Here is a 20,090-nt window from a genome sequence, read left to right as displayed (position 1 = left end):
CCGACTGACGACACCGAGAAGACCAGCCCGCAGACACCCGCGGCGCCCGCCGCCCGGAGCACGGCGCCCGAGGCGAGCCCGGTCCCGGGCGACGCCGCCGCCGGCCCCGGCTCCGGCGGGCGGCCACCCGCCGAAGCCGTCGCCACCCCCGCGGCGTCCGGGGCCCACATGCCCCGCTGGCTGCCGCGCGCGATGGTCCTCGCGCTCGCCCTGTACGCCTGCTTCCTCCTCGGCGACTGGGCCTTCCACCAACTCGTCGGCCTGCTCGTCAACATCCTCCTCGCCTTCTTCCTGGCGCTCGCCATCGAACCGGCCGTCGGCCGCATGGCGGCGCGCGGAATGCGCCGGGGACTCGCCACCTTCCTCGTCTTCTTCGGCGTCCTGGCCACCGGCATCGGCTTCGTCGTCCTGCTCGGCTCGATGCTCGCCGGGCAGATCGTCGACATGGTCGAGAACTTCCCCCAGTACCTCGACTCGCTGATCAACTGGCTCAACCAGACCTTCCACACCGACCTCTCCCGGGTCGAGGTCCAGGACAGCGTGCTCAAGTCGGACTGGCTGCAGAAGTACGTGCAGAACAGCGCCACCGGTGTCCTCGACGTCTCCGCGACCGTCCTCGGCGGGCTCTTCCGGCTGCTGACGATCTTCCTCTTCGCCTTCTACTTCGCCGCCGACGGGCCGCGCCTGCGCCGCGCGCTCTGCTCCGTCCTGCCGCCCGCCCGCCAGGCCGAGGTGCTGCGCGCCTGGGAGATCGCCGTCGACAAGACCGGCGGCTACCTCTACTCGCGCGGTCTGATGGCCCTCATCTCCGGCGTCGCGCACTTCGTGCTCTTCGAGATCCTGGACGTCCCCTACGCCCCCGCGCTCGCGGTCTGGGTCGGTCTGGTCTCCCAGTTCATCCCCACCATCGGCACCTATCTGGCCGGCGCGCTGCCGATGCTGATCGCCTTCACCGTGAACCCCTGGTACGCGCTGTGGGTGCTCGGCTTCGTCGTCGTCTACCAGCAGTTCGAGAACTACGTGCTCCAGCCGAAGCTCACCTCCAAGACGGTCGACATCCACCCGGCGGTGGCCTTCGGCTCCGTGATCGCGGGCACCGCGCTGCTCGGCGCGGTCGGCGCGCTGATCGCCATCCCGGCCGTGGCCACCCTCCAGGCGTTCCTCGGGGCGTACGTGAAGCGGTACGACGTCACGGACGACCCCCGGGTGCACGGCTACCGCAGGTACGGCGAGGCGGTCGTGGCCCGGCTCCAGAAGGCCCTCCACTCCAAGAAGGAGAACCACGAGGACCACGAGGACGCGGAGAACCACGAGAACCAGGGAGGCGCCGGGAACGGGTGACAGCGGCGCACCCTCCCCGCCGCCGCGGGGTTCAGAGGTACGAGGGGCCGGTGACGCGGCCCCGGAACGCGTACCAGACCCATCCCTGGACGGCGGCGAGCAGTGGGGTGACGACGGCGAGCGCGGGGACCAGCAGGGCCAGCGTCCCCGGCGCCGCCGCCCGCTCGGCCAGCGGCAGGGCACTGCCGGCCCAGAGCGGCAGCCCGCCCAGCAGGACCGCCGTGAGCGCGAGCGGATGCCAGGGCCGCCCGGCCCGGCCGACCAGCCGCCGGGCCCGCTGGTACGGGGCGCCGGTGAGCCGCAGCGAGGCGAAGCCGAGACCGTGCGCCGCGAACAGGGCGGCGACCGCGGCCGCGGCCACGACGGCGACGGGCCCGCTGGCGGGCTCGTACGGTCTGCCGGTGAGGAGGGCCGCCAGCAGCAGGCCCCAGGACAGCGCGAGCGTCCAGCTGCCGGCCGTCACGGCGGCGTCGCACGCCGCACGCCAGCCGCGCCCCGGGCCCCGGCCCCGCGACCACAGGCCCGCGTCCCGCACGATCCATCCGGCCAGCAGCGCCACCAGCACCGGCGCCTGACCGCTCATCAGCTCGCCCTCCAGCGCGGGGAAGCAGCCGACGAGGACTCCGGCGGTGGCGACCAGCCACACCTCGTTCCCCAGGAAGAAGGGGGCGAAGGAGGCGAGGACGAGTCTGCGTTCGGCGTCTCCGCGGCCGAGCCAGGGCAGCAGCATGCCGCTGCCGATGTCCGTGCCGGCGAGCACGAACCAGCCGCTGGTGAAGAGGGCGAGCAGGGCGACGGCGAGGGTTTCCACGGTTCTCCTCGGGCCGGAACGGAACGGGTCGGAATAGGGGTGCGGCGCAAGCGGGACGGGCCGGAGACGGAAAGGGCCGGTCAGTAGCGGGGCAGGGGTGCGGCGGTGGCGGGCGGCGAGTCGTCGGGGACGCGCTCGTCCCGGCCGAGGGCCGTCTCGACCGGGCCGCGGCGGGCGTGCCGGGCCAGCAACCAGAAGTTCAGGACGGCGAGCAGCAGGAACAGCGTGGCGAACACGGCCAGGGAGAGCCGCATCGTGCCGGGGGAGAGGTCCGAGACGGCGTCCTCGGTCCGCAGCAGGCCGTACACCACCCACGGCTGGCGGCCCGCCTCACGGAAGACCCAGCCGCCGGTCATGGCGAGGTACGGCAGCGGCACGGAGGCCATGAGGACCAGGTGCCAGAGCCGGAACCGCAGGACGGCCTTGCGGAACGCGGCGAGGACCACCCCGGCGAGGCAGAGGTACATCATCAGGCCGAAGCTGATGAGCATCACCAGCCCGCCGCCCCGGGTGAGGCCCTCGGAGGGTATGTAGTCGCCGGGGCCGAACAGGGTCGTCAACTCGGCCTGCACCCGGGCGATCTCGGCCGCCTGCCCCCGGAAGACGGCCGCCTTCATCGGCTGGAAGGAGGCGAGGGACGCGAACTGGAGGCCGCCGCTGACCGCCGCCGCCATCAGCGCCGGCGCCGCGACGAACACGCCCGTCCGCAGGCTCCGCCGGAAGAAGTCCGTCTCCGCCGTGCGCCGGAAGAGGTGGTAGGCGCTCACCCCGGCCATGAAGAAGCCGGCGGTGAGCAGCGCTCCGGCCAGGATGTGGGCGAGCGGGAGGAGCGCGGCCGGGTTGGTGAGGACGGCGCCGGGGTCGGTGAGGACGAGCTCGCCGTCCTCCGAGCCGTACCCCACCGGATGGTTGAGGAAGCCGTTGGAGACGAGGATCCAGTACGCGGAGAGGTACGCGGTCAGGACCACGACCCAGATCGTCGCCAGGTGGGCCCAGCGGCCGAGCCGGTGCCAGCCGAAGATCCACAGGCCGAGGAAGGTGGACTCGACGAAGAACGCGACGAGCGTCTCCACGGCCAGGGACGCGCCGAGTATGTTGCCCGCCTCGTGGGTGAGGCCGCTCCAGGCCATGCCGAACTGGAACTCCATGACGAGGCCGGTGACGATGCCGACCGCGTAGTTGATCACGTACAGCTGGCCCCAGAAGCGGACCTGGCGGCCGTCCTCCGGGCGCCGGGTGACGGTGGCGCGGGTCTGGAGGACGGCCACGATCGTCCCGAGGCCCAGGGTGAGAGCGACGAAGAGGAAGTGGCCCGCGGCGGTGAGGCCGAACTGGAGCCGAGCGAGATCGAGTACGTCCTGATGCACTCCGCCAGGATGCTCGGAGGGACCCGGCCACCACATCTGACCTGGGGTGACAATCGACCGCCGGTTCTGTACTCCTTCGGTGGGCGCCGCACCGGCGTGGCGTACCACGAAAGTTGATCGGGGCCGGCCCGGGCCCTTAGGGGAGGCCCTGAGGCGGCGGGCCCGGCGGCGGCGTCAGGCCAGCCAGCCGGGGGTGATCATCCCCGACTCGTACGCTAGGACGACGAGCTGGGCGCGGTCGCGGACCTCCAGCTTGGTCATGATCCGGCTGACGTGCGTCTTGGCGGTGGCGGGGGAGAGGACGAGCCGGCCGGCGATCTCGTCGTTCGACAGGCCGGCCCCCACCAGGCCCAGGACCTCGCGCTCGCGGTCGGTGAGGGCCTCCAGGCGCGGCGCCGGGTCGGGGCGGCGGCCGGCCGGGTCGGCGCGGACGGCGAACTCGGCGATGAGCCGGCGGGTCACCGCCGGGGCGATCAGGGCGTCGCCCCGCGCCACCACCCGCACCGCGTGCAGCAGTTCCATCGGCTCGGTGTCCTTCACCAGGAACCCCGAGGCGCCGGCGCGCAGCGCCCCGTACACGTGCTCGTCCTCGTCGAAAGTGGTGAGGATGACGACCTTCACCGCGTCGAGCCCGGGGTCGGCGGTGATGCGCCTTGTGGCCTCCAGGCCGTCGAGGACGGGCATACGGATGTCCATGAGGACGACGTCCGGGCCGAGTCCGGCGGCGAGCGCCACGGCCTGCTCGCCGTCACCGGCCTCGCCGACGACCTCGATGTCGTCCTCGTCGGCGAGGATGGACCGGAAGCCGGCCCGGACGAGGGTCTGGTCGTCGGCGAGCACGACGCGGATCATCGCTGCTTCCCTTCCTGCGGGGTGAGGGTCGTGGGTAGGCGGGCGTCGACGAGGAATCCGCCGCCGTCCGGTCCGGCGGTGAGCGTGCCGCCGAGGGCGCGGGCCCGTTCGGTCATGCCCCGGAGGCCGGTGCCGCCGCCGGCGGGGACCGTGACCGGCGCGCCGGGCGGCCCGCCGTCGTCCGCGATCCGGATCCGTACCGTGCCGCGCTCCGCCTCCCAGTCCAGGGTGACGGTGACGGTCGAGGCGGCGGAGTGGCGGGTCACGTTGGTGAGCGACTCCTGCACGATGCGGTACGCGGCGAGGTCCACGGGCGGCGGCAGCGGGACGGGCGTGCCGGTGACCCGGGTGCGCACGTCGAGGCCCGCGGCGCGGGCGCGGGCCGTCAGGTCGCCGAGGAGCGCCAGGCCGGAGGCGGGCGGGGCGGTGGGCGCGGCCTCGTCGGCGCCGCGCAGCACTCCGAGGGTGGCGCGGAGCTCCCGCAGGGCGTCCTTGCTGGTGGTGCGGACGGCGGTCAGGGCCTCGGTGGCGGTGGCGAGCGCGGCCTCGGTGTCGGGGCGCTTGGCGAGCCGGTGCAGGGCGGCGCCGGACTGCACGTTGATGAGGGAGACGGTGTGGCCGAGGACGTCGTGGAGTTCGCGGGCGATCCGCAGCCGCTCCTCGGTGGCGCTCTGGCGGGCGCGGGCCTCCTGTTCGCGCTCGGCGGCGAGGGCCCGCTGCTCCACCTCGTGGAGGTACGCGGTCCGGGTGCGCTGGGCGCGGCCGACCGCGACCAGGCTGATCAGCCAGCCGGCGAGCATGGCGAGCGCGGTCTCGTCGATCTGGCGGTGGCCGGGCCGCTGGCGGACCTCGCCGATCCCGACGGCGAGCAGGGTGACCGCGGCGAGCGCGACGGCGGCGGCGAAGCGGCCCTCGGCCGCCGTGGTGTACAGCGCGAGGGCGAAGGCGATCATGAGCGGCCCGTCCTGCGCGGAGAGCGGGTAGTAGGCGACGCAGCAGAGGAGGGTGACGACGGCGACGGCGACCGGCCAGGTCCGCCGGAGGGCGAGGGCGCCGCAGCCGGTGACCACGAGGGCCCAGCCGAGCACGGCGCGCGGACCGGACTCCTGCGCCTGCCACCCGGAGACCAGCGTCCAGACCGTCACCAGCAGGAGGACGAGGCCGGCGACGAGGGCGTCGGCGGTCCGGGGCGGGAGGCGCATGGGTCGAAGGATAGGCGGGAGGGGGACTGGAGGCCGCTCGTTGACCTATAGTAAAAAAGTTGAATAGGTGAAGCGTGTGGTAGGGGAAGGCGGCCGGACGATGGACGCGCACGGATACCGGCGGTACGTGGCGCTCGGCGACAGCCAGACCGAGGGCGTCGGCGACGGCGACGACCGCACCGGGCTGCGCGGCTGGGCCGACCGGCTCGCCGAGCACCTCGCCCGCACCGAGCCGGACCTCCGGTACGCCAACCTCGCCGTACGGGGCCGGCTGGCCGGCGCGGTGCGCGCGGAGCGGCTCCCCGCGGCCCTCGCGCTCCGGCCCGACCTCGCCACCGTCGTCGCCGGGGTGAACGACCTCCTCCGGCCCGGCTTCGACGCCGACGAGACGGCCGGTCACCTGGACGCCGTCTTCGCGGCCCTGACCGGCCAGGGCGCCCGGGTCGCGACCCTCACCTTCCCCGATGTCGGCCGGATCACCCCGCTGGCCCGCCCCCTCGCGCCCCGCGTCCACGCCCTCAACGCCCGGATCCGGGAGGCCGCCCGGCGGTACGGCGTGACCGTCGCCGAGACCGCGCACCACGACGTGGTCACCGACCCCCGGCTGTGGAGCGCGGACCGGCTGCACGCCTCGCCGCTGGGGCACGCGCGGATCGCGGCGGCGGTCGCCGACGCGCTCGGCCTGCCGGGCAGCGACGACGGCTGGACCCGGCCGCTGCCGCCCCGGCCGGTCCCCACCGGCCTGCGCGCCGCCGCCGGCGAACTCGTCTGGGCCGGCTCCTTCCTCGGCCCCTGGATCGCGCGCCGCGTGCGCGGCCGGTCCTCCGGCGACGGCCGGGTCGCCAAGCGGCCCGACCTCCTCCGGCTGGGATAGGCGGGACCCGGGCGTCGGCGCGCGTGGGGCGGCGAACGCGCCGGAGCGCGCCCGGCGCGCCCTTCGCGGGTCAACGCACCGGGTCCGGTTCAGTCGTCTGAAGGTCGTTTCCGGCGATCTCCGGAAACCCGTCCGATGAGCCTCCTACCGTACGGACTGACCGTGCCGACGCGGTCCTACGAGGAGGAAGCCTGTGTCATCGTCCTGCGACCCCCGTTACGCCCCCGCCGGAGACGTGGACGGGGCGCTGATGGTGATCGACTCCCGGCTCAAGGCCGTCCACGACGGCAGGACCGGGACCGACCCCGAACAGCAGCGGCTGCTCGACCAGTACACCGCGTCCCTGGACCTGCGGGGCGTCCACGACCTGTTGGACGGCGCCTGCACGCTCGTCTTCATGTTCATGCGGTGGCTGCGCCAGGTCCACGAGGAGCACGAGCGGGACGTCCTCGAGTACGTGGTCCCCAGCCTCGTGACCACGCTGCGCATGATGCCCCGGAGCGTCAGGCCCGAGGCGATCCCGACCATGGCCGGCCTGGTGATCGCGGCGGGCACCGGCCTCAGCCCCAGCCTCTGGCGCCGTCAGTACGGGGACTGGACCAAGGAGGAGATGACCGCCCTGGAGGCCACCGCGCTGCTGCTGGCCGAGCACATCAACCGGATCGCCGGCGACGTCGACTTCGCCACCCGCATGATCGGCGAGACGCTCACCCGCGCCGACCGGAAGGCGGAGGAGGGGTGGGCGCGGGAGCTGGGGCTCGACCCGGGGTGGGACGAGGACGGCGACTAGCCTCCGGGCGGGAGGGGGGTGGCGCGGCGACGGAGAGTTGTCCACAGGCAGCGCGTGGCGCGCTTGACACGAAAATCGAACATCTATTCTTATGAAGGTTCCGGCCCTTGGAATCGCGGGCATCTCGGCGAGTTGTCCACAGGTCGGAGAGACGCGGGACCCCATTGTCAGTGGCAGGGGTTAGCGTCTTTCACATGAAGCGATCGACTCAAGCAAACCGGGTGGAACCCATGGCAGGAACCGACCGCGAGAAGGCGCTCGACGCCGCGCTCGCACAGATTGAACGCCAATTCGGCAAGGGCGCCGTGATGCGCATGGGCGACCGCACCCAGGAGCCGATCGAGGTGATCTCCACCGGATCGACCGCCCTCGACGTCGCCCTCGGCGTCGGCGGTCTGCCGCGTGGCCGTGTCGTGGAGATCTACGGCCCGGAGTCCTCCGGTAAGACGACCCTGACCCTGCACGCCGTGGCCAACGCGCAGAAGGCCGGCGGCCAGGTCGCCTTCGTGGACGCCGAGCACGCCCTCGACCCCGAGTACGCCAAGAAGCTCGGCGTCGACATCGACAACCTCATCCTGTCCCAGCCGGACAACGGCGAGCAGGCCCTCGAGATCGTCGACATGCTGGTCCGCTCCGGCGCCCTCGACCTCATCGTCATCGACTCCGTCGCCGCGCTCGTGCCGCGCGCGGAGATCGAGGGCGAGATGGGCGACTCCCACGTGGGTCTCCAGGCCCGCCTGATGAGCCAGGCCCTCCGGAAGATCACCAGCGCCCTCAACCAGTCCAAGACCACCGCGATCTTCATCAACCAGCTCCGCGAGAAGATCGGCGTGATGTTCGGCTCGCCGGAGACCACGACCGGTGGCCGCGCGCTGAAGTTCTACGCCTCGGTGCGCCTCGACATCCGCCGCATCGAGACCCTCAAGGACGGCACGGAGGCGGTCGGCAACCGCACCCGCGTCAAGGTCGTCAAGAACAAGGTCGCGCCGCCGTTCAAGCAGGCCGAGTTCGACATCCTCTACGGCCAGGGCATCAGCCGCGAGGGCGGCCTGATCGACATGGGCGTGGAGCACGGCTTCGTCCGCAAGGCCGGCGCCTGGTACACGTACGAGGGCGACCAGCTCGGCCAGGGCAAGGAGAACGCCCGCAACTTCCTGAAGGACAACCCCGACCTCGCCAACGAGATCGAGAAGAAGATCAAGGAGAAGCTGGGCGTCGGCGTCCGTCCCGACGCCGCGAAGGCCGACGCGGACACCGCCACGGCGGCCGCGGCGGACGCGGCCGGCGCGGACGACGCCAAGGCCGCCCCGGCCACGGCCGCGAAGGCCGTCAAGGCGACCAAGGCCACCGCGGCCAAGAGCTGAACCGGTGACCGGTCGCACCGAATGGCCGGGTGACAGCCCCGACTCGTCGAGGGCCGAGAAGGAGCTGTCACCCCAGGATCCGGCGGAGCGGGCGCGGGCCATCTGCCTGCGCCTGCTCACCGGAAACCCCCGCACGCGCAAGCAGCTGGCCGATGCACTGCGCAAGCGGGAGATCCCCGACGACGTCGCCGAGGAGGTCCTCGCCCGGTTCGAGGACGTCGGCCTCATCGACGACGCCGCCTTCGCGGACGCCTGGGTGGAGTCCCGGCACCACGGGCGGGGCCTCGCCCGCCGGGCCCTCGCCCGCGAGCTGCGCACCAAGGGCATCGACCCCGGCCTCGTGCAGGAGGCCGTCGGACAGCTGGACTCCGAGCAGGAGGAGGCCACCGCCCGGGAGCTGGTGGCGCGGAAGCTCCGTTCCACCCGCGGTCTCGACCGCGACCGCCGGCTCAGACGGCTCGCCGGCATGCTCGCCCGCAAGGGATACCCGGAGGGCATGGCCCTGCGGGTGGTCCGCCAGGCCCTGGAGGACGAGGGCGAGTCCACCGAGGGCCTGGACGAGGGCTACTAACCCGGGGCGGGCCGAGCCGTGCGGGCCGACGGGAGTGGGCCGGCGCGAGCGGGCCGACGCGGGGTCGGCCGGCACGGAGCCGGGCCGACGCGGAGTCGGGCCCCCGGTTCGGGGGGCTCCGGCGGGCGGTGCGCATTCGCGGGGCTCTGCCGGGGCGGTATGCGGCGGTTCGGTGTGCCTCAGGGGGTCGGTCTCGTCGGGGGGACGAGGACCGGGAGGCCCGCCGCCCTCCATGCCTGGAAGCCGCCGATCAGGTCCGTCGCCCGGTGCAGGCCCAGCCGGCGGAGGGACTCCGCCGCCAGCGACGAGGCGTAGCCCTCGTTGCAGAAGACCACCACCCGCAGGTCGTGGCCGGTCGCCCGGGGGGACCGGTGGCTGCCCAGCGGATCGAGCCGCCACTCCAGCTCGTTCCGCTCCACGACCAGCGCGCCCGGCACCAGGCCATCCCGGTCGCGCAGCGCCGCGTAGCGGGTGTCGACCAGGAGCGCCGCGCCCGCCGCGTACTCCTCGTACGCGGTGCGGGCGTCGAGCCGGTCGAGGCCGGCCCGCACCCGCTCCAGCAGTTCGTCGATGCCGACCCGTTCCCCGCTCACTGCCAGTCCTCCGGGCGCTCGACCTGCTCCAGGCGGAGCACCGCGCCCGTCCGGCTGAAGCGCCGGATCAGCGGGAGCGGCGGGTAGTAGGCGTGGACCGAGACGGCGTGGGTGTCGGGGGAGGTGTTCAGCACCTCGTGCAGGTGGTCGCGGCCGAAGGCGCGGCCGTCGCCGGCGTCGAGCCGGCGCGAGCGGTCGAGCCCCTCGGCCAGCTCCAGGGTCTTCCAGCCGCCCGCCGGGAGGCGGACGGCGAGGGAGTGCTCGGTCAGGCTGCCGCGGGCGGTCGCGAAGGCGCCGAAGGACTCGGCATGGTCGTGCCAGCCGGTGCCGGTGCCGGGCGGCCAGCCGATGAGCCACGCCTCGCTGCCGCCGGGACCGTCCAGACGGACCCAGGTACGGCCCTCCGGGTCGAGCGGCAGGGAGTCGACAAGGGCCTGGTCGGCGGCGGTGCGGCGGGCGAAGTCGAGCAGTTCGGCCGCCGTCGGCGGCGCCGAGGCCGGACGGGTGGTGACGGGGGAAGCGGAGAGGGAGGGGGTAGGAGTGACAGAAGAAGCGGGCACGGGTGACCGTCCTGGAATCGCTGGGGTGCGCGCCACACTGCAGGACCGGCGAGGGGTCCGGACGAACCGCCGGACGAGGGGCCGACCCTCACCGCACCCGCCGGCCGTCCAGGACCGGATGGACCCAGGGGGCCCAAGAGACCCAAGAGGCCCGAGGGACCCAGTAGGCCGGCCCGGCCTGGAGACTCCCGGTCAACCGGGCCGGTGCAGGCAGGGCGGTGCAGGCAGGACCCGCCGGTGAGCGGGGCGCGCGGGGGAAGGGGGCGAGTTCAGTGGGACGGGCGACACACGCAGCCCGCGTAGCGGATCAGGTCCATGTGGACCCTCCGCCACAGGCGTACATCGGTGTCGGTCACGCTCCGGAGTACACCACGCCCGCCCCCGTGAATCAATGGACGTCCGCGGTCCGGTCGTGTCCCAGGGCCGCCTCGGCCGGCTCCGGGACCTCGGCGCCGGCGGGCCCGTCGGCCTCCGCCGGGCCGGCTGGGAGGGCGGCCTTCGCGGGACGGTCGGCGTCCGCCGCCGCGCGTCCGGCCGGGAGGGCCTTCGGGCGGCCGTCCTCGTCGCCGTCGGCCGGGGCGTTGCCGCGGGCGGCTTCCGCCGCCGCGCGCAGCTCCTCCGGGCGGACCCCGGCGAAGGCGGCGACCAGGTGGCCGTCGGGGCGGATCAGCAGCACGGCGTGGGCGGGGGCGCCCGGGTACGCGTCGGTCACCAGGACCTCCGCCGTCACCGGCAGCGCCTCGGCGGCCTCCTCCAGCCGGGGCATCAGCCCTGCCGTCCGCCAGTGCCGGCGCTCCCACACCCCGGAGCCGGGGGCGACGAGCAGGACCAGGAAGCGGGACTGCCCGAGCCGGTCCCGGAGCCGTACCGTCGTGTCGTCGGGGGCCGTCACCCGGACGTCCTCGACCGGGGCGCCGAGCGGGGTGCCGACCGGGATCATGCCCTCGCTGAGCGGCGCCGCGAGCGGCGAGTGCGGGTACGCGGGGGAGGCGCCGAGCGGGCCCCGGCCCAGGTGCCCGTCGGTCAGCAGGGCGTCGTGGCCGCGCATCACGCCCGGCAGGTAGGCGCGCAGCCCCCCGCCGCCGCCGCGCAGCGCGGGCAGGGCCTGGTCGGCGGCGCGGAGGCGGGCGGCGATCGCGGTCCTGCGCTCGCTCTGGTAGCTGTCCAGGAGGGCGTCCGGGGCGGCGCGGTGCCAGACGAGGGCGAGCTTCCAGGCGAGGTTGTCGACGTCCCGCAGGCCCTCGTCGAGGCCCTGGGTGCCGATGGCGCCCAGCAGGTGGGCCGCGTCGCCGGCGAGCAGCACCCGGTCGACGCGCCAGCGGCGGGCCAGCCGGTGGTGCAGGGTGTGCACGCCGGTGTCCAGGAGCTCGTACGGGGGAGTGGTGCCGTCGCACCAGCCGGCCAGGGTCTCGCGGATCCGGGCCACGAGGGCGTCCGGGGTGACGAGTTCGCCGCGCGGCGGCAGCAGCCAGTCGAGCCGCCAGACGCCGTCGGGCAGCGAGCGGGCGCTGATCTCGTCGGCGACCCCGCGCCACGGGGGCTGACGGTGCAGCACCGCGGCGCCGGGCCAGGGGAGTTCGGTGCGCAGGGCGGCGACCGCGTGCCGCTCGACCGCGGTGCGGCCGGGGAAGCGGACGCCGAGCAGCTTGCGGACGGTGGAGCGGGCGCCGTCGCAGCCGACCAGGTGGCTGCCCCGCCACCAGGTGCCCTTGGGGCCGCGGGTGTGGGCGACGACCCCGGTGCGGTCCTGCTCGACGGTGTCCAGCCGGGCGTCGGTGACGAGCCGGACGAGCGGTTCGCGGGCGATGGCGTCGCGCAGGCCGCGGGCGAGGGCGTGCTGGGGGATGTGCAGGGGGGCGGCCGGAGGGGCGGGGGCGCCGGGGTCCTCGGACCACTCCTCGGTGCCGCCCAGTCCCAGGTCGAAGGCGACCTCGCGGGGCTGCCGGCGGCGCTGCATCCCGCGCCAGCCGACCCAGCGCAGCCCCTCGTCACGGACGGTGGCGCAGCCCAGGCGCTCGACCAGGGCGGCCATGTCGGCGCGCAGCACGACGGTCCGCGCGGGGCGCGGTTCCTCCTGGCCGGAGGTCTCGTCGAGGACGACGCTGGGCACGCCCTGCGCGGCGAGCGCGAGGGAGAGCGCGAGGCCGACCGGCCCCGCGCCCACGATGATCACCGGGTCCACGGCGCGGCTCCAAAAGGCCGGAAAGTCATGGGGGCAGCACAGCAGAGTGTGTCACGGTCCCGGTGCTTGATCACAGACCGTATGCAACCCAGTCAGGGTGTTTTGCGTCAAGTGACGTGGTGGGCGTGGTGCGGCTGATGTGCGGTCAGGCGCGTTTCCGGGCGCGGCGGGTGTCCCGCGTATCGCTTTCCGTCCCGGCAGAACCTCCGGCCCCGTCGCCCGTCCCGGATGCAGGCGGTCCGGGGGGTGGGCGACGGGGCCGGAAGTGGACGGGCGCGAACCTTGGGGAATCCGGCCGGTCGGGGTGGTGGTCGTGCGGGCGGGTGGTCAGGCGCCGCTGGTGCTCGCCCCGCCCATCTCGACGTTCGCGGCGGGGGCCGTGTCCTTCACCGCGGCGGCCTTGCGGCCCTGGCGGAGCCGCTGCTCCAGGCGGGCGGCGAGGTAGGTGAGGAGGGCGTTGAGCGCGATGTAGATCAGGGCGATGACGGTGAAGGTGGCGATGGTGTTGGCGCCGTAATTGGCGGTGATCTGCCGGTTCTGGCTGAGCAGTTCGTTGAAGCCGAGCAGAGCGCCGCCGAGCGCGGTGTCCTTCACGATGACGACGAGCTGGCTGACCAGGGCCGGCAGCATGACCGTGACGGCCTGCGGCAGCAGCACGTACAGCATGGTCTGGCCCTTGCGCATGCCGAGCGCGACGGCCGCGTCGCCCTGGCCCCGGGGGAGCGAGAGGACGCCGGCGCGGACGACCTCGGCGATGACGGAGGCGTTGTAGAGCACCAGGCCGGTGACGACCGCGTACAGGGGGCGGAAGTCGGAGCTGACGGAGGAGTACTGCGAGTAGAGGGCGCTCGCGAAGACCATCAGGAGCAGCACCGGGATGGCCCGGAAGAACTCCACGACCGCGCCGACCGGGACCCGCACCCAGCGGTGGTCGGAGAGCCGGCCGATGCCCAGCGCCGCGCCCAGCGGCAGGGCGATCACGATGGAGAGGGCGGCGGCCTTCAGGGTCTCCGTCAGACCGGGCAGCAGGTACGTCGTCCAGACCTGCGCGTCGGTGACGAACGGGCTCCACTTGGCGGCTTCCAGCTGCTTCTTGTCGGCCAGCGCCGAGAGCACCCAGAAGGCCACCAGGCCGAGGACGGCGAGGAAGACGACGGTGTAGAGGACGTTGCGCCGCTTGGCCCGGGGGCCGGGGACGTCGTAGAGGACGGAGCTCATCGCTTCACCGCCAGTCGCTTGGCCGCCCAGCCCAGGAAGAGGCCGGTGGGGAGGGTCAGGACGATGAAGCCGAAGGCGAAGAGGGCGAAGACCGTGAAGAGTGCCTGGGCCTCGTTCTCGATCATCTCCCGCATCAGCAGGGCCGCCTCGGCGGCGCCGATCGCCGCGGCCACCGTGGTGTTCTTGGTGAGGGCGATGAGGACGTTGGCGAGCGGGGTGATCGCCGCGCGGAACGCCTGCGGGAGCACCACCAGCGTCAGCACCTGGGTGAAGCTCATGCCCAGCGCGCGGGCCGCCTCGGCCTGGCCGGACGGGACCGTGTTGATGCCGGAGCGCAGCGCCTCGCAGACGAAGGTGCCGGTGTACGCGGTGAGGCCGAGGATCGCGAGGCGGAAGCCGATCTCCTTGAAGTTCTCGCCGCCGAGCGTCACCGCGAGGGTCTGGTCGAGGACGAAGGAGCAGGCCACGATGACGACGGTCAGCGGTGTGTTGCGGACGAGGTTGACGTACGCCGTGCCGAAGCCGCGCATCAGCGGGACCGGGCTGACCCGCATGGCGACCAGGGCCGTGCCCCAGATCAGCGAGCCGATCGCCGAGTAGAGGGCGAGCTGCGCCGTCACCCAGAAGGCGCCGAGCAGGTCGTACTGCCCGGAATCAAGAAAGTCGAACACGATGCCCCGCGCTCTCCCCTGGTGGTCGGTCGGTGGGACGGCCGGTGCGTCGGCAGCGGCCGGTGGGGCCGTGACGGCCGCTCGCCGGTGGGGCGGCGGCCGTCACGGCGGCCCGCTCGGTCAGCCCGCGATCTTCGGGGCCGGCTCGTTCTTGTAGCCCGAGGGGCCGAAGTGCTGCTTCACGAGCTTGTCCCAGGTGCCGTCGGACACCATCTTCTCCAGGGCCTTGTTGATCTTGCCCTTGAGCTCGGAGTCGCCCTTCTTGATGCCGATGCCGTAGTTCTCGTCGCTCATCGACAGGCCGACCAGCTTGAACTTGCCCTGGTGCTCCTTCTGCGAGGCGTAGCCCGCGAGGATGGAGGCGTCCGTGGTGAGGGCGTCGACGCGCTTGTTCTCCAGGCCGGTCAGGCACTCGGAGTAGCCGCCGAGCTGCTGGAGGTCGGCCTTCGGGGCCAGCTTCTCCTTGACGTTCTGCGCGGAGGTCGAGCCGGTGACCGAGCAGAGCTTCTTGGAGTTGAGGTCCTCGACCTTGGTGATCGAGGTGTCGTCGGCGCGGACCAGCAGGTCCTGGTGGGTCAGGAAGTACGGGCCGGCGAAGTCGACCTCCTTCAGGCGCTTCTCGTTGATCGAGTAGCTGGCGACGACGAACTTGACGTCGCCGTTCTTGATGAGGTTCTCGCGCTCGGCCGACGGGGCCTGCTTCCAGGTGATCTTGTCCTCGGGGAAGCCGAGCTCCTTGGCGACGTACCGGGCGACGTCGACGTCGAAGCCCGCGTACGAGCCGTCCGGGGTCTTCAGGCCGAGACCCGGCTGGTCGAACTTGATGCCGATGGTGATCTTGTCACCGTTGCTGCCGGAGTCCGAGCCGGAGCCGCAGGCGGTGGCGGTCAGGGCGAGGACGACGGCGGCCGCGGCGGCCGCGGAGGCGTTGCGAAGCTTCATGGTTGAACGTCCCTTGGGTAGGCGTGAGTTGCGAAGACTAGGTCGCCGACTCGCTCAGTGGTGCAGGATTTTGGAGAGGAAGTCCTTCGCCCGGTCGCTGCGCGGGTTGCTGAAGAACTCCTCGGGGGTGGCCTGTTCGACGATCCTGCCGTCGGCCATGAAGACGACCCGGTCGGCCGCGGAGCGGGCGAAGCCCATCTCGTGCGTGACGACCACCATCGTCATGCCCTCCCGGGCCAGCTGCTGCATGACCTCCAGGACCTCGTTGATCATCTCGGGGTCCAGGGCCGAGGTCGGCTCGTCGAAGAGCATCACCTTCGGGTCCATGGCGAGCGCGCGGGCGATCGCCACGCGCTGCTGCTGCCCACCCGAGAGCTGCGCCGGGTACTTGTCCGCCTGCGCGGCCACGCCGACCCGCTCCAGCAGGGCGCGGGCCTTGGTCTCCGCCGCCTTCTTCTCCGTGCCGCGGACCTTGATCTGACCCAGCATCACGTTCTCGAGCACGGTCTTGTGCGCGAAGAGATTGAAGGACTGGAAGACCATGCCGACGTCCGACCGCAGCCGGGCCAGTTCCCTGCCCTCCGCGGGCAGCGGCTTCCCGTCGATCGTGATCGTCCCGGCGTCGATCGTCTCCAGGCGGTTGATCGTGCGGCACAGCGTCGACTTGCCGGACCCCGACGGCCCGATGACGACGACGACTTCACCGCGGCCGATCGTGAGGTCGATGTCCTGCAGCACGTGCAGCGCGCCGAAGTGCTTGTTCACTCCGGACAGGACGACCAGATCCTCCTGGGCCCGGGGGGAGTCCTCGTGGTCCTTGGACACTGCCACTCCGCTCATCGGCCTCTTGCTCCGTCCTCCTCGGTTGGGAGGACACTAGAGACACGCCCGGAACACCGTCATCACATCTGAGCGGAAATTGAGGATAACGATAAGGCTACAAACGGACACCCTGGGTGAAGGTGACCTGTGGGGCCGTACCGGGTGAATAACGGAAGCGGACCCTCCGCCGGGGGACACTTGACTGTGGGGACGCCGATCGGCGTTCATGGGCGTTCATGCCCCGATCCGGTGCACCCCCGGCGAACGAGAGGAGAAGACCATGCGACTGCTGCTCGTCGAGGACGACGACCACGTCGCCGCGGCCCTCTCCGCGATCCTCGCCAAGCACGGCTTCGCCGTCACCCACGCCCGCAACGGCGAGGAGGCCCTCCAGGCCGTCCTCCCCACGGCGCAGGGCGAGCGCCCCTCGTACGGGGTGATCCTGCTCGACCTCGGCCTCCCCGACCAGGACGGCTACCAGGTCTGCGCCCGCATCCGGAAGCTCACCGCCACCCCGGTGATCATGGTGACCGCGCGCGCCGACGTACGCTCCCGCATCCACGGCCTCAATCTCGGCGCCGACGACTACGTCGTCAAGCCCTACGACACCGGCGAACTGCTCGCCCGCATCCACGCCGTCTCCCGGCGCACCACCGGACCCGGCGCCGCCGACGACCAGGGCGCCGGTACGGGCTCCGCCGGCGAGGGCGCCGTGCTGCACCTCGGCGCCGTCGCCGTCGAACTGCCCACCCGGCGCGTCAGCGTCGACGGCCGGCCCGTCGCCCTCACCCGCAAGGAGTTCGACCTGCTCGCCCTCCTCGCCCAGCGGCCCGGCGTCGTCTTCCGCCGCGAGCAGATCATCTCCGAGGTCTGGCAGACCAGTTGGGAGGGGACCGGCCGCACCCTGGAGGTGCACGTCGCCTCCCTCCGCGCCAAGCTGCGGATGCCCGCCCTGATCGAGACCGTGCGGGGCGTCGGCTACCGCCTGGTCGCCCCGGCCGCGTAACCCCCGGCCGCCCCGCCCGTGCGCACCCGACTCCTCCCCCTGCTCATCGTGCTGATGGCCGGGGTCCTGCTCGCCCTGGGGTTCCCGCTCGCCGCCAGCCTCGCCGCCGCCCAGCAGCAGCGCGCCGTCGTCGACCGCCTCGACGACGCCGCCCGCTTCGCCGCCCTCGGGCAGTACGTCGGCGACCCCGCCACCGGCGACGACGAGCGCCGCACCACGCTGCGCGGCGAGCTCGCCAGCTACCACGACGTCTACGGCATCCGGGCCGGCATCTTCTACCGCGACAACCGCGCCATGGCCGCCGCCCCCGAGGACTGGGTCGTCCCGTACGACGGGGAGGGCCGCCGCGCCTTCAACGAGGCCCTGCTCGGCCGCCGCAGCCACGACCCGCCGCAGGTCTGGCCCTGGCAGCCGCACGCCCGCCTCATCATCGCCTCGCCCGTCGTCCGCGACGGCGACGTCATCGCCGTCGTCGTCACCGACTCGCCCACCGGAGAGCTCCGCGCCCGCATCCTGCGCGGCTGGCTGGTGATCTTCGCCGGCGAGGCCGCCGCCATGCTGCTCGCCGTCGGCGCCGCCTTCCGCCTCACCGGCTGGGTGCTGCGCCCGGTACGGGTCCTCGACGGCGTCACCCACGACATCGCCACCGGACGGATGAACTCCCGGGTCGCCGAGGCCGGCGGACCGCCCGAACTGCGCCGCCTCGCCCGCTCCTTCAACGAGATGGCCGACCACGTCGAGGAAGCCCTCGAACAGCAGCGGGCGTTCGTCGCCGACGCCTCCCACCAGCTCCGCAACCCGCTCGCCGCGCTCCTCCTCCGCATCGAACTGCTCGCCCTCGAACTCCCCGAGGGCAACGAGGAGATCGCCTCCGTGCGCACCGAGGGCAAGCGGCTCGCGCGGGTCCTCGACGACCTGCTCGACCTGGCCCTCGCCGAGCACGCCTCCGCCGACCTGCGGCTCACCGACGTCGGCGCCCTCACCGCCGAGCGGATCGCCTCCTGGCGGCCGGTCGCCGACGAGAAGGGCGTCCGCCTGGTGGGGGAGTGCGGGGCGGCCACCGGCTGGGCGGACCCGGTGGCCCTGTCCAGCGCGCTGGACGCGGTCGTCGACAACGCGCTCAAGTTCACGCCGGAGGGCGAGCAGGTCACCGTACGGGTCCTCCCCGGGCGCGACACCGTCGAGGTCGTCGTCGCCGACAGCGGCCCCGGCCTCACCGAGGAGGAGCTGAGCCGGGTCGGGGACCGCTTCTGGCGCTCCGGACGGCACCAGAACGTCAAGGGCTCCGGGCTCGGCCTCTCCATCGCCCGGGTGCTGCTCACCGCCACCGGCGGCGCCATCGCCTTCGCCCCGAACGAGCCGCACGGACTGCGGGTGACGGTCACCGTGCCGCGGTACGAACCCACCGACGCGTGAGATCCGGGCGTACGGTCCTCAGGGCTTGACCGACCGGTAGTAGCGGCGGGCGCCCTCGTGGAGCGACAGGGGTTCGGTGTAGACGGCCGTCCGCAGGTCCACCAGCTGCGCCGGGTGCACCTGGCTGCCGATGCTGTCCCGGCTGGCGATCACCGAGCGGGTGAACCCCTCCACCAGGTCCGCGTCGGCGTCGGCCGTCGTCACCATCAGGTTCGCCACCGCCAGCGTCTGCACCTCCTGCCCGTCCTGCGCGGCCGCGTAGGCGTCGGCGGGGATCGTCGCGGAGCGGTAGTGCCGGGTGGAGTCGCCGACGTCCCGCAGCGCGTCCACGAGCGGGGCGTCCATCGGGACCAGCCGGACCGGGGTCCGCTCCGACAGCTTCTGCACCGCCAGCGTCGGCAGCCCGCCGGACCAGAAGAAGGCGTCGAGCTCGCCGCGCTCCAGCATCTCCGGCATGGCGTCGATGCCGACCGGCACCGCCGTCACGTCCCGCGTCGGCGTCAGCCCGGCCGCCGCGAGGACCCGGTCCGCGATCAGCCGCACGCCCGAGCCGTCCTGCCCGACGCCGACCCGCAGGCCCCGCAGGTCGGAGACGGTCTGGGCCGACGACCCCTTGCGCACGACGACCTGCACGTAGTCGTCGTAGAGCCGGGCGCACCCGCGCAGCCGCTCGAAGCCCGGCCGGCGGTCGCGGATGTACTGCGCCACGGCGTCGGCGGTCGCGACGGTGAAGTCGGCCTCCCCGGAGGCGACCCGCGCCAGGTTCTGCTGGGAGCCCTCGCTGTCCTGGAGGGTGATCGTCACGTCCGGCAGGTCCTCGGCCATGGCCTTCTTGAGCAGCTCGCCGTAGTGCTGGTAGACCCCGGAGCGGACGCCGGTGCTGAAGGTGATCGAGCCGCTGGGCGTCGAGGTCCCGAAGGGCGCCAGCCACCACAGCACGCCCCCGACGACCGCGAGCAGCGCGACCGCGAGCGCGAGGGCGCGGCGGCGGGCGGAGCGGGTGAGCGAGGGGGCCATGTCTGCGATCCTGCCAGGTGGGCCGCGCCCCTGGCCAGGGCGGCCGGGCCCCGGCGGCTGTGACGTGCGCGGCGCGGCAGTGCCCGGCGGCGGACGGAGGCGGGGGCGGCACGGTGCGCCACCCGGCACGGGTCCGCGCGCTGCGGACCGCGCTCCGCCGAAGTGGTGAGCGGAGCGCCGGAGGGGTGCCGCGGCGTGTGTCCTGCGGGGGCGGCGGGGTCCGCCCGGTTAGCGTCGGACAACGCTCGGTGATCTTGACGGCGGTTCCCCTGCCCGCCCGGCCTCCCCGGCCGCGCCCCTGGCCCCCGCCGAGCGGCCGACCCCCAGTCCCCCGGGAGCTTCGGCACGCCCGCGTGCGCCGGGGAGCGGGCGCCGGACCACGGGCGCCCGACCGCGGCCGGTGGCCCGCGGGCGCTGGACCGGGCGGGCCGGGGCGGGGGAGGGTGGAGCCGGGGCGGGGTGGGTTGGTACGTCACCGATGCCGGTCCCGT

The 20,090-nt window shown here is 73.4% G+C and carries 20 protein-coding genes; 7 read left to right on the top strand and 13 right to left on the bottom strand.

Annotated features, from left to right (window positions below):
* Window positions 1-168 precede the first annotated feature (168 nt).
* A complete protein-coding gene (locus tag ACFVQZ_RS11970) occupies window positions 169-1,341 on the top strand; it encodes an AI-2E family transporter (protein ID WP_383621373.1) in 1,173 nt (390 codons plus the stop codon).
* Between the two features lie 31 nt (window positions 1,342-1,372).
* Here ACFVQZ_RS11970 and ACFVQZ_RS11965 read toward each other — a convergent pair whose 3' ends face one another.
* The 4 genes from ACFVQZ_RS11965 to ACFVQZ_RS11950 all read right to left on the bottom strand — a co-directional run bounded on the left by ACFVQZ_RS11965 (window position 1,373) and on the right by ACFVQZ_RS11950 (window position 5,573).
* Entirely contained in the window at window positions 1,373-2,152 is a 780-nt protein-coding gene (locus tag ACFVQZ_RS11965; protein WP_383621339.1) for a cytochrome d ubiquinol oxidase subunit II, read from the bottom strand.
* A gap of 80 nt (window positions 2,153-2,232) precedes the next feature.
* Window positions 2,233-3,519: a cytochrome ubiquinol oxidase subunit I gene (locus ACFVQZ_RS11960; protein ID WP_383621337.1), complete on the bottom strand. Its 1,287-nt coding sequence runs from the start codon at window positions 3,517-3,519 to the stop codon at window positions 2,233-2,235.
* A 174-nt stretch (window positions 3,520-3,693) separates the two neighbouring features.
* Window positions 3,694-4,371: a response regulator gene (locus ACFVQZ_RS11955; protein ID WP_383621335.1), complete on the bottom strand. Its 678-nt coding sequence runs from the start codon at window positions 4,369-4,371 to the stop codon at window positions 3,694-3,696.
* On the bottom strand, window positions 4,368-5,573 hold the full coding sequence (locus ACFVQZ_RS11950) for a sensor histidine kinase (RefSeq protein ID WP_383621334.1): 1,206 nt from the start codon (window positions 5,571-5,573) through the stop codon (window positions 4,368-4,370). Before ACFVQZ_RS11950 ends, ACFVQZ_RS11955 begins: the two co-directional genes overlap by 4 nt.
* Before the next feature lie 100 nt (window positions 5,574-5,673).
* Between ACFVQZ_RS11950 and ACFVQZ_RS11945 the strand changes: the two genes are divergently transcribed.
* From ACFVQZ_RS11945 to recX, 4 genes are all read left to right on the top strand, one after another.
* Window positions 5,674-6,447, top strand: coding sequence for an SGNH/GDSL hydrolase family protein (locus ACFVQZ_RS11945; RefSeq protein ID WP_383621332.1), 774 nt, complete (start codon window positions 5,674-5,676; stop codon window positions 6,445-6,447).
* A 193-nt stretch (window positions 6,448-6,640) separates the two neighbouring features.
* Window positions 6,641-7,237 carry a hypothetical protein gene (locus tag ACFVQZ_RS11940; protein WP_051787876.1) on the top strand — a complete coding sequence of 199 codons (597 nt, stop codon included), beginning with the start codon at window positions 6,641-6,643 and terminating at the stop codon, window positions 7,235-7,237.
* Window positions 7,238-7,467: 230 nt separating this feature from the next.
* Window positions 7,468-8,601 carry a recombinase RecA gene (recA, locus tag ACFVQZ_RS11935; protein WP_030495053.1) on the top strand — a complete coding sequence of 378 codons (1,134 nt, stop codon included), beginning with the start codon at window positions 7,468-7,470 and terminating at the stop codon, window positions 8,599-8,601.
* A 4-nt stretch (window positions 8,602-8,605) separates the two neighbouring features.
* A complete protein-coding gene (gene recX / locus ACFVQZ_RS11930; RefSeq protein WP_030495054.1) occupies window positions 8,606-9,172 on the top strand; it encodes a recombination regulator RecX in 567 nt (188 codons plus the stop codon).
* Window positions 9,173-9,351: 179 nt separating this feature from the next.
* On the opposite strand, the gene ACFVQZ_RS11925 is transcribed toward recX, so the two are convergent.
* The 8 genes from ACFVQZ_RS11925 to ACFVQZ_RS11890 all read right to left on the bottom strand — a co-directional run bounded on the left by ACFVQZ_RS11925 (window position 9,352) and on the right by ACFVQZ_RS11890 (window position 16,178).
* Window positions 9,352-9,765 carry a rhodanese-like domain-containing protein gene (locus ACFVQZ_RS11925; protein WP_383621329.1) on the bottom strand — a complete coding sequence of 138 codons (414 nt, stop codon included), beginning with the start codon at window positions 9,763-9,765 and terminating at the stop codon, window positions 9,352-9,354.
* On the bottom strand, window positions 9,762-10,325 hold the full coding sequence (locus tag ACFVQZ_RS11920; protein ID WP_383621327.1) for a cysteine dioxygenase: 564 nt from the start codon (window positions 10,323-10,325) through the stop codon (window positions 9,762-9,764). The genes ACFVQZ_RS11925 and ACFVQZ_RS11920 overlap by 4 nt, the downstream gene beginning before the upstream one ends.
* 269 nt (window positions 10,326-10,594) lie before the next feature.
* Window positions 10,595-10,681 carry a putative leader peptide gene (locus ACFVQZ_RS11915; RefSeq protein ID WP_383621371.1) on the bottom strand — a complete coding sequence of 29 codons (87 nt, stop codon included), beginning with the start codon at window positions 10,679-10,681 and terminating at the stop codon, window positions 10,595-10,597.
* A gap of 32 nt (window positions 10,682-10,713) precedes the next feature.
* Window positions 10,714-12,507, bottom strand: coding sequence for an FAD-dependent monooxygenase (locus ACFVQZ_RS11910; RefSeq protein WP_383621325.1), 1,794 nt, complete (start codon window positions 12,505-12,507; stop codon window positions 10,714-10,716).
* 327 nt (window positions 12,508-12,834) lie between these two features.
* The gene (locus tag ACFVQZ_RS11905; protein WP_030495057.1) at window positions 12,835-13,725 is read right to left on the bottom strand and encodes an amino acid ABC transporter permease; all 891 of its coding nucleotides are present in this window, start codon (window positions 13,723-13,725) and stop codon (window positions 12,835-12,837) included.
* On the bottom strand, window positions 13,722-14,396 hold the full coding sequence (locus tag ACFVQZ_RS11900) for an amino acid ABC transporter permease (RefSeq protein ID WP_030495058.1): 675 nt from the start codon (window positions 14,394-14,396) through the stop codon (window positions 13,722-13,724). The genes ACFVQZ_RS11905 and ACFVQZ_RS11900 overlap by 4 nt, the downstream gene beginning before the upstream one ends.
* A gap of 120 nt (window positions 14,397-14,516) precedes the next feature.
* On the bottom strand, window positions 14,517-15,338 hold the full coding sequence (locus ACFVQZ_RS11895; protein ID WP_030495059.1) for a glutamate ABC transporter substrate-binding protein: 822 nt from the start codon (window positions 15,336-15,338) through the stop codon (window positions 14,517-14,519).
* 54 nt (window positions 15,339-15,392) lie between these two features.
* Window positions 15,393-16,178 carry an amino acid ABC transporter ATP-binding protein gene (locus ACFVQZ_RS11890; RefSeq protein WP_030495060.1) on the bottom strand — a complete coding sequence of 262 codons (786 nt, stop codon included), beginning with the start codon at window positions 16,176-16,178 and terminating at the stop codon, window positions 15,393-15,395.
* Between the two features lie 262 nt (window positions 16,179-16,440).
* Between ACFVQZ_RS11890 and ACFVQZ_RS11885 the strand changes: the two genes are divergently transcribed.
* Together ACFVQZ_RS11885 and ACFVQZ_RS11880 are read left to right on the top strand one after the other, a co-directional pair.
* A complete protein-coding gene (locus tag ACFVQZ_RS11885; RefSeq protein WP_030495061.1) occupies window positions 16,441-17,166 on the top strand; it encodes a response regulator transcription factor in 726 nt (241 codons plus the stop codon).
* A gap of 18 nt (window positions 17,167-17,184) precedes the next feature.
* Window positions 17,185-18,582, top strand: a complete 1,398-nt coding sequence (locus ACFVQZ_RS11880; protein ID WP_383621322.1) for a sensor histidine kinase — start codon at window positions 17,185-17,187, stop codon at window positions 18,580-18,582.
* 18 nt (window positions 18,583-18,600) lie between these two features.
* On the opposite strand, the gene ACFVQZ_RS11875 is transcribed toward ACFVQZ_RS11880, so the two are convergent.
* Window positions 18,601-19,599 carry a TAXI family TRAP transporter solute-binding subunit gene (locus tag ACFVQZ_RS11875; RefSeq protein WP_030495063.1) on the bottom strand — a complete coding sequence of 333 codons (999 nt, stop codon included), beginning with the start codon at window positions 19,597-19,599 and terminating at the stop codon, window positions 18,601-18,603.
* Between the last annotated feature and the right edge of the window lie 491 nt (window positions 19,600-20,090).

The organism is Streptomyces sp. NPDC057854 (assembly GCF_042797055.1).
Taxonomy (GTDB): Bacteria; Actinomycetota; Actinomycetes; order Streptomycetales; family Streptomycetaceae; genus Streptomyces.
Note: the sequence above shows the minus strand (reverse complement) of the source record. Positions and strands in the feature narration are given on the sequence as shown.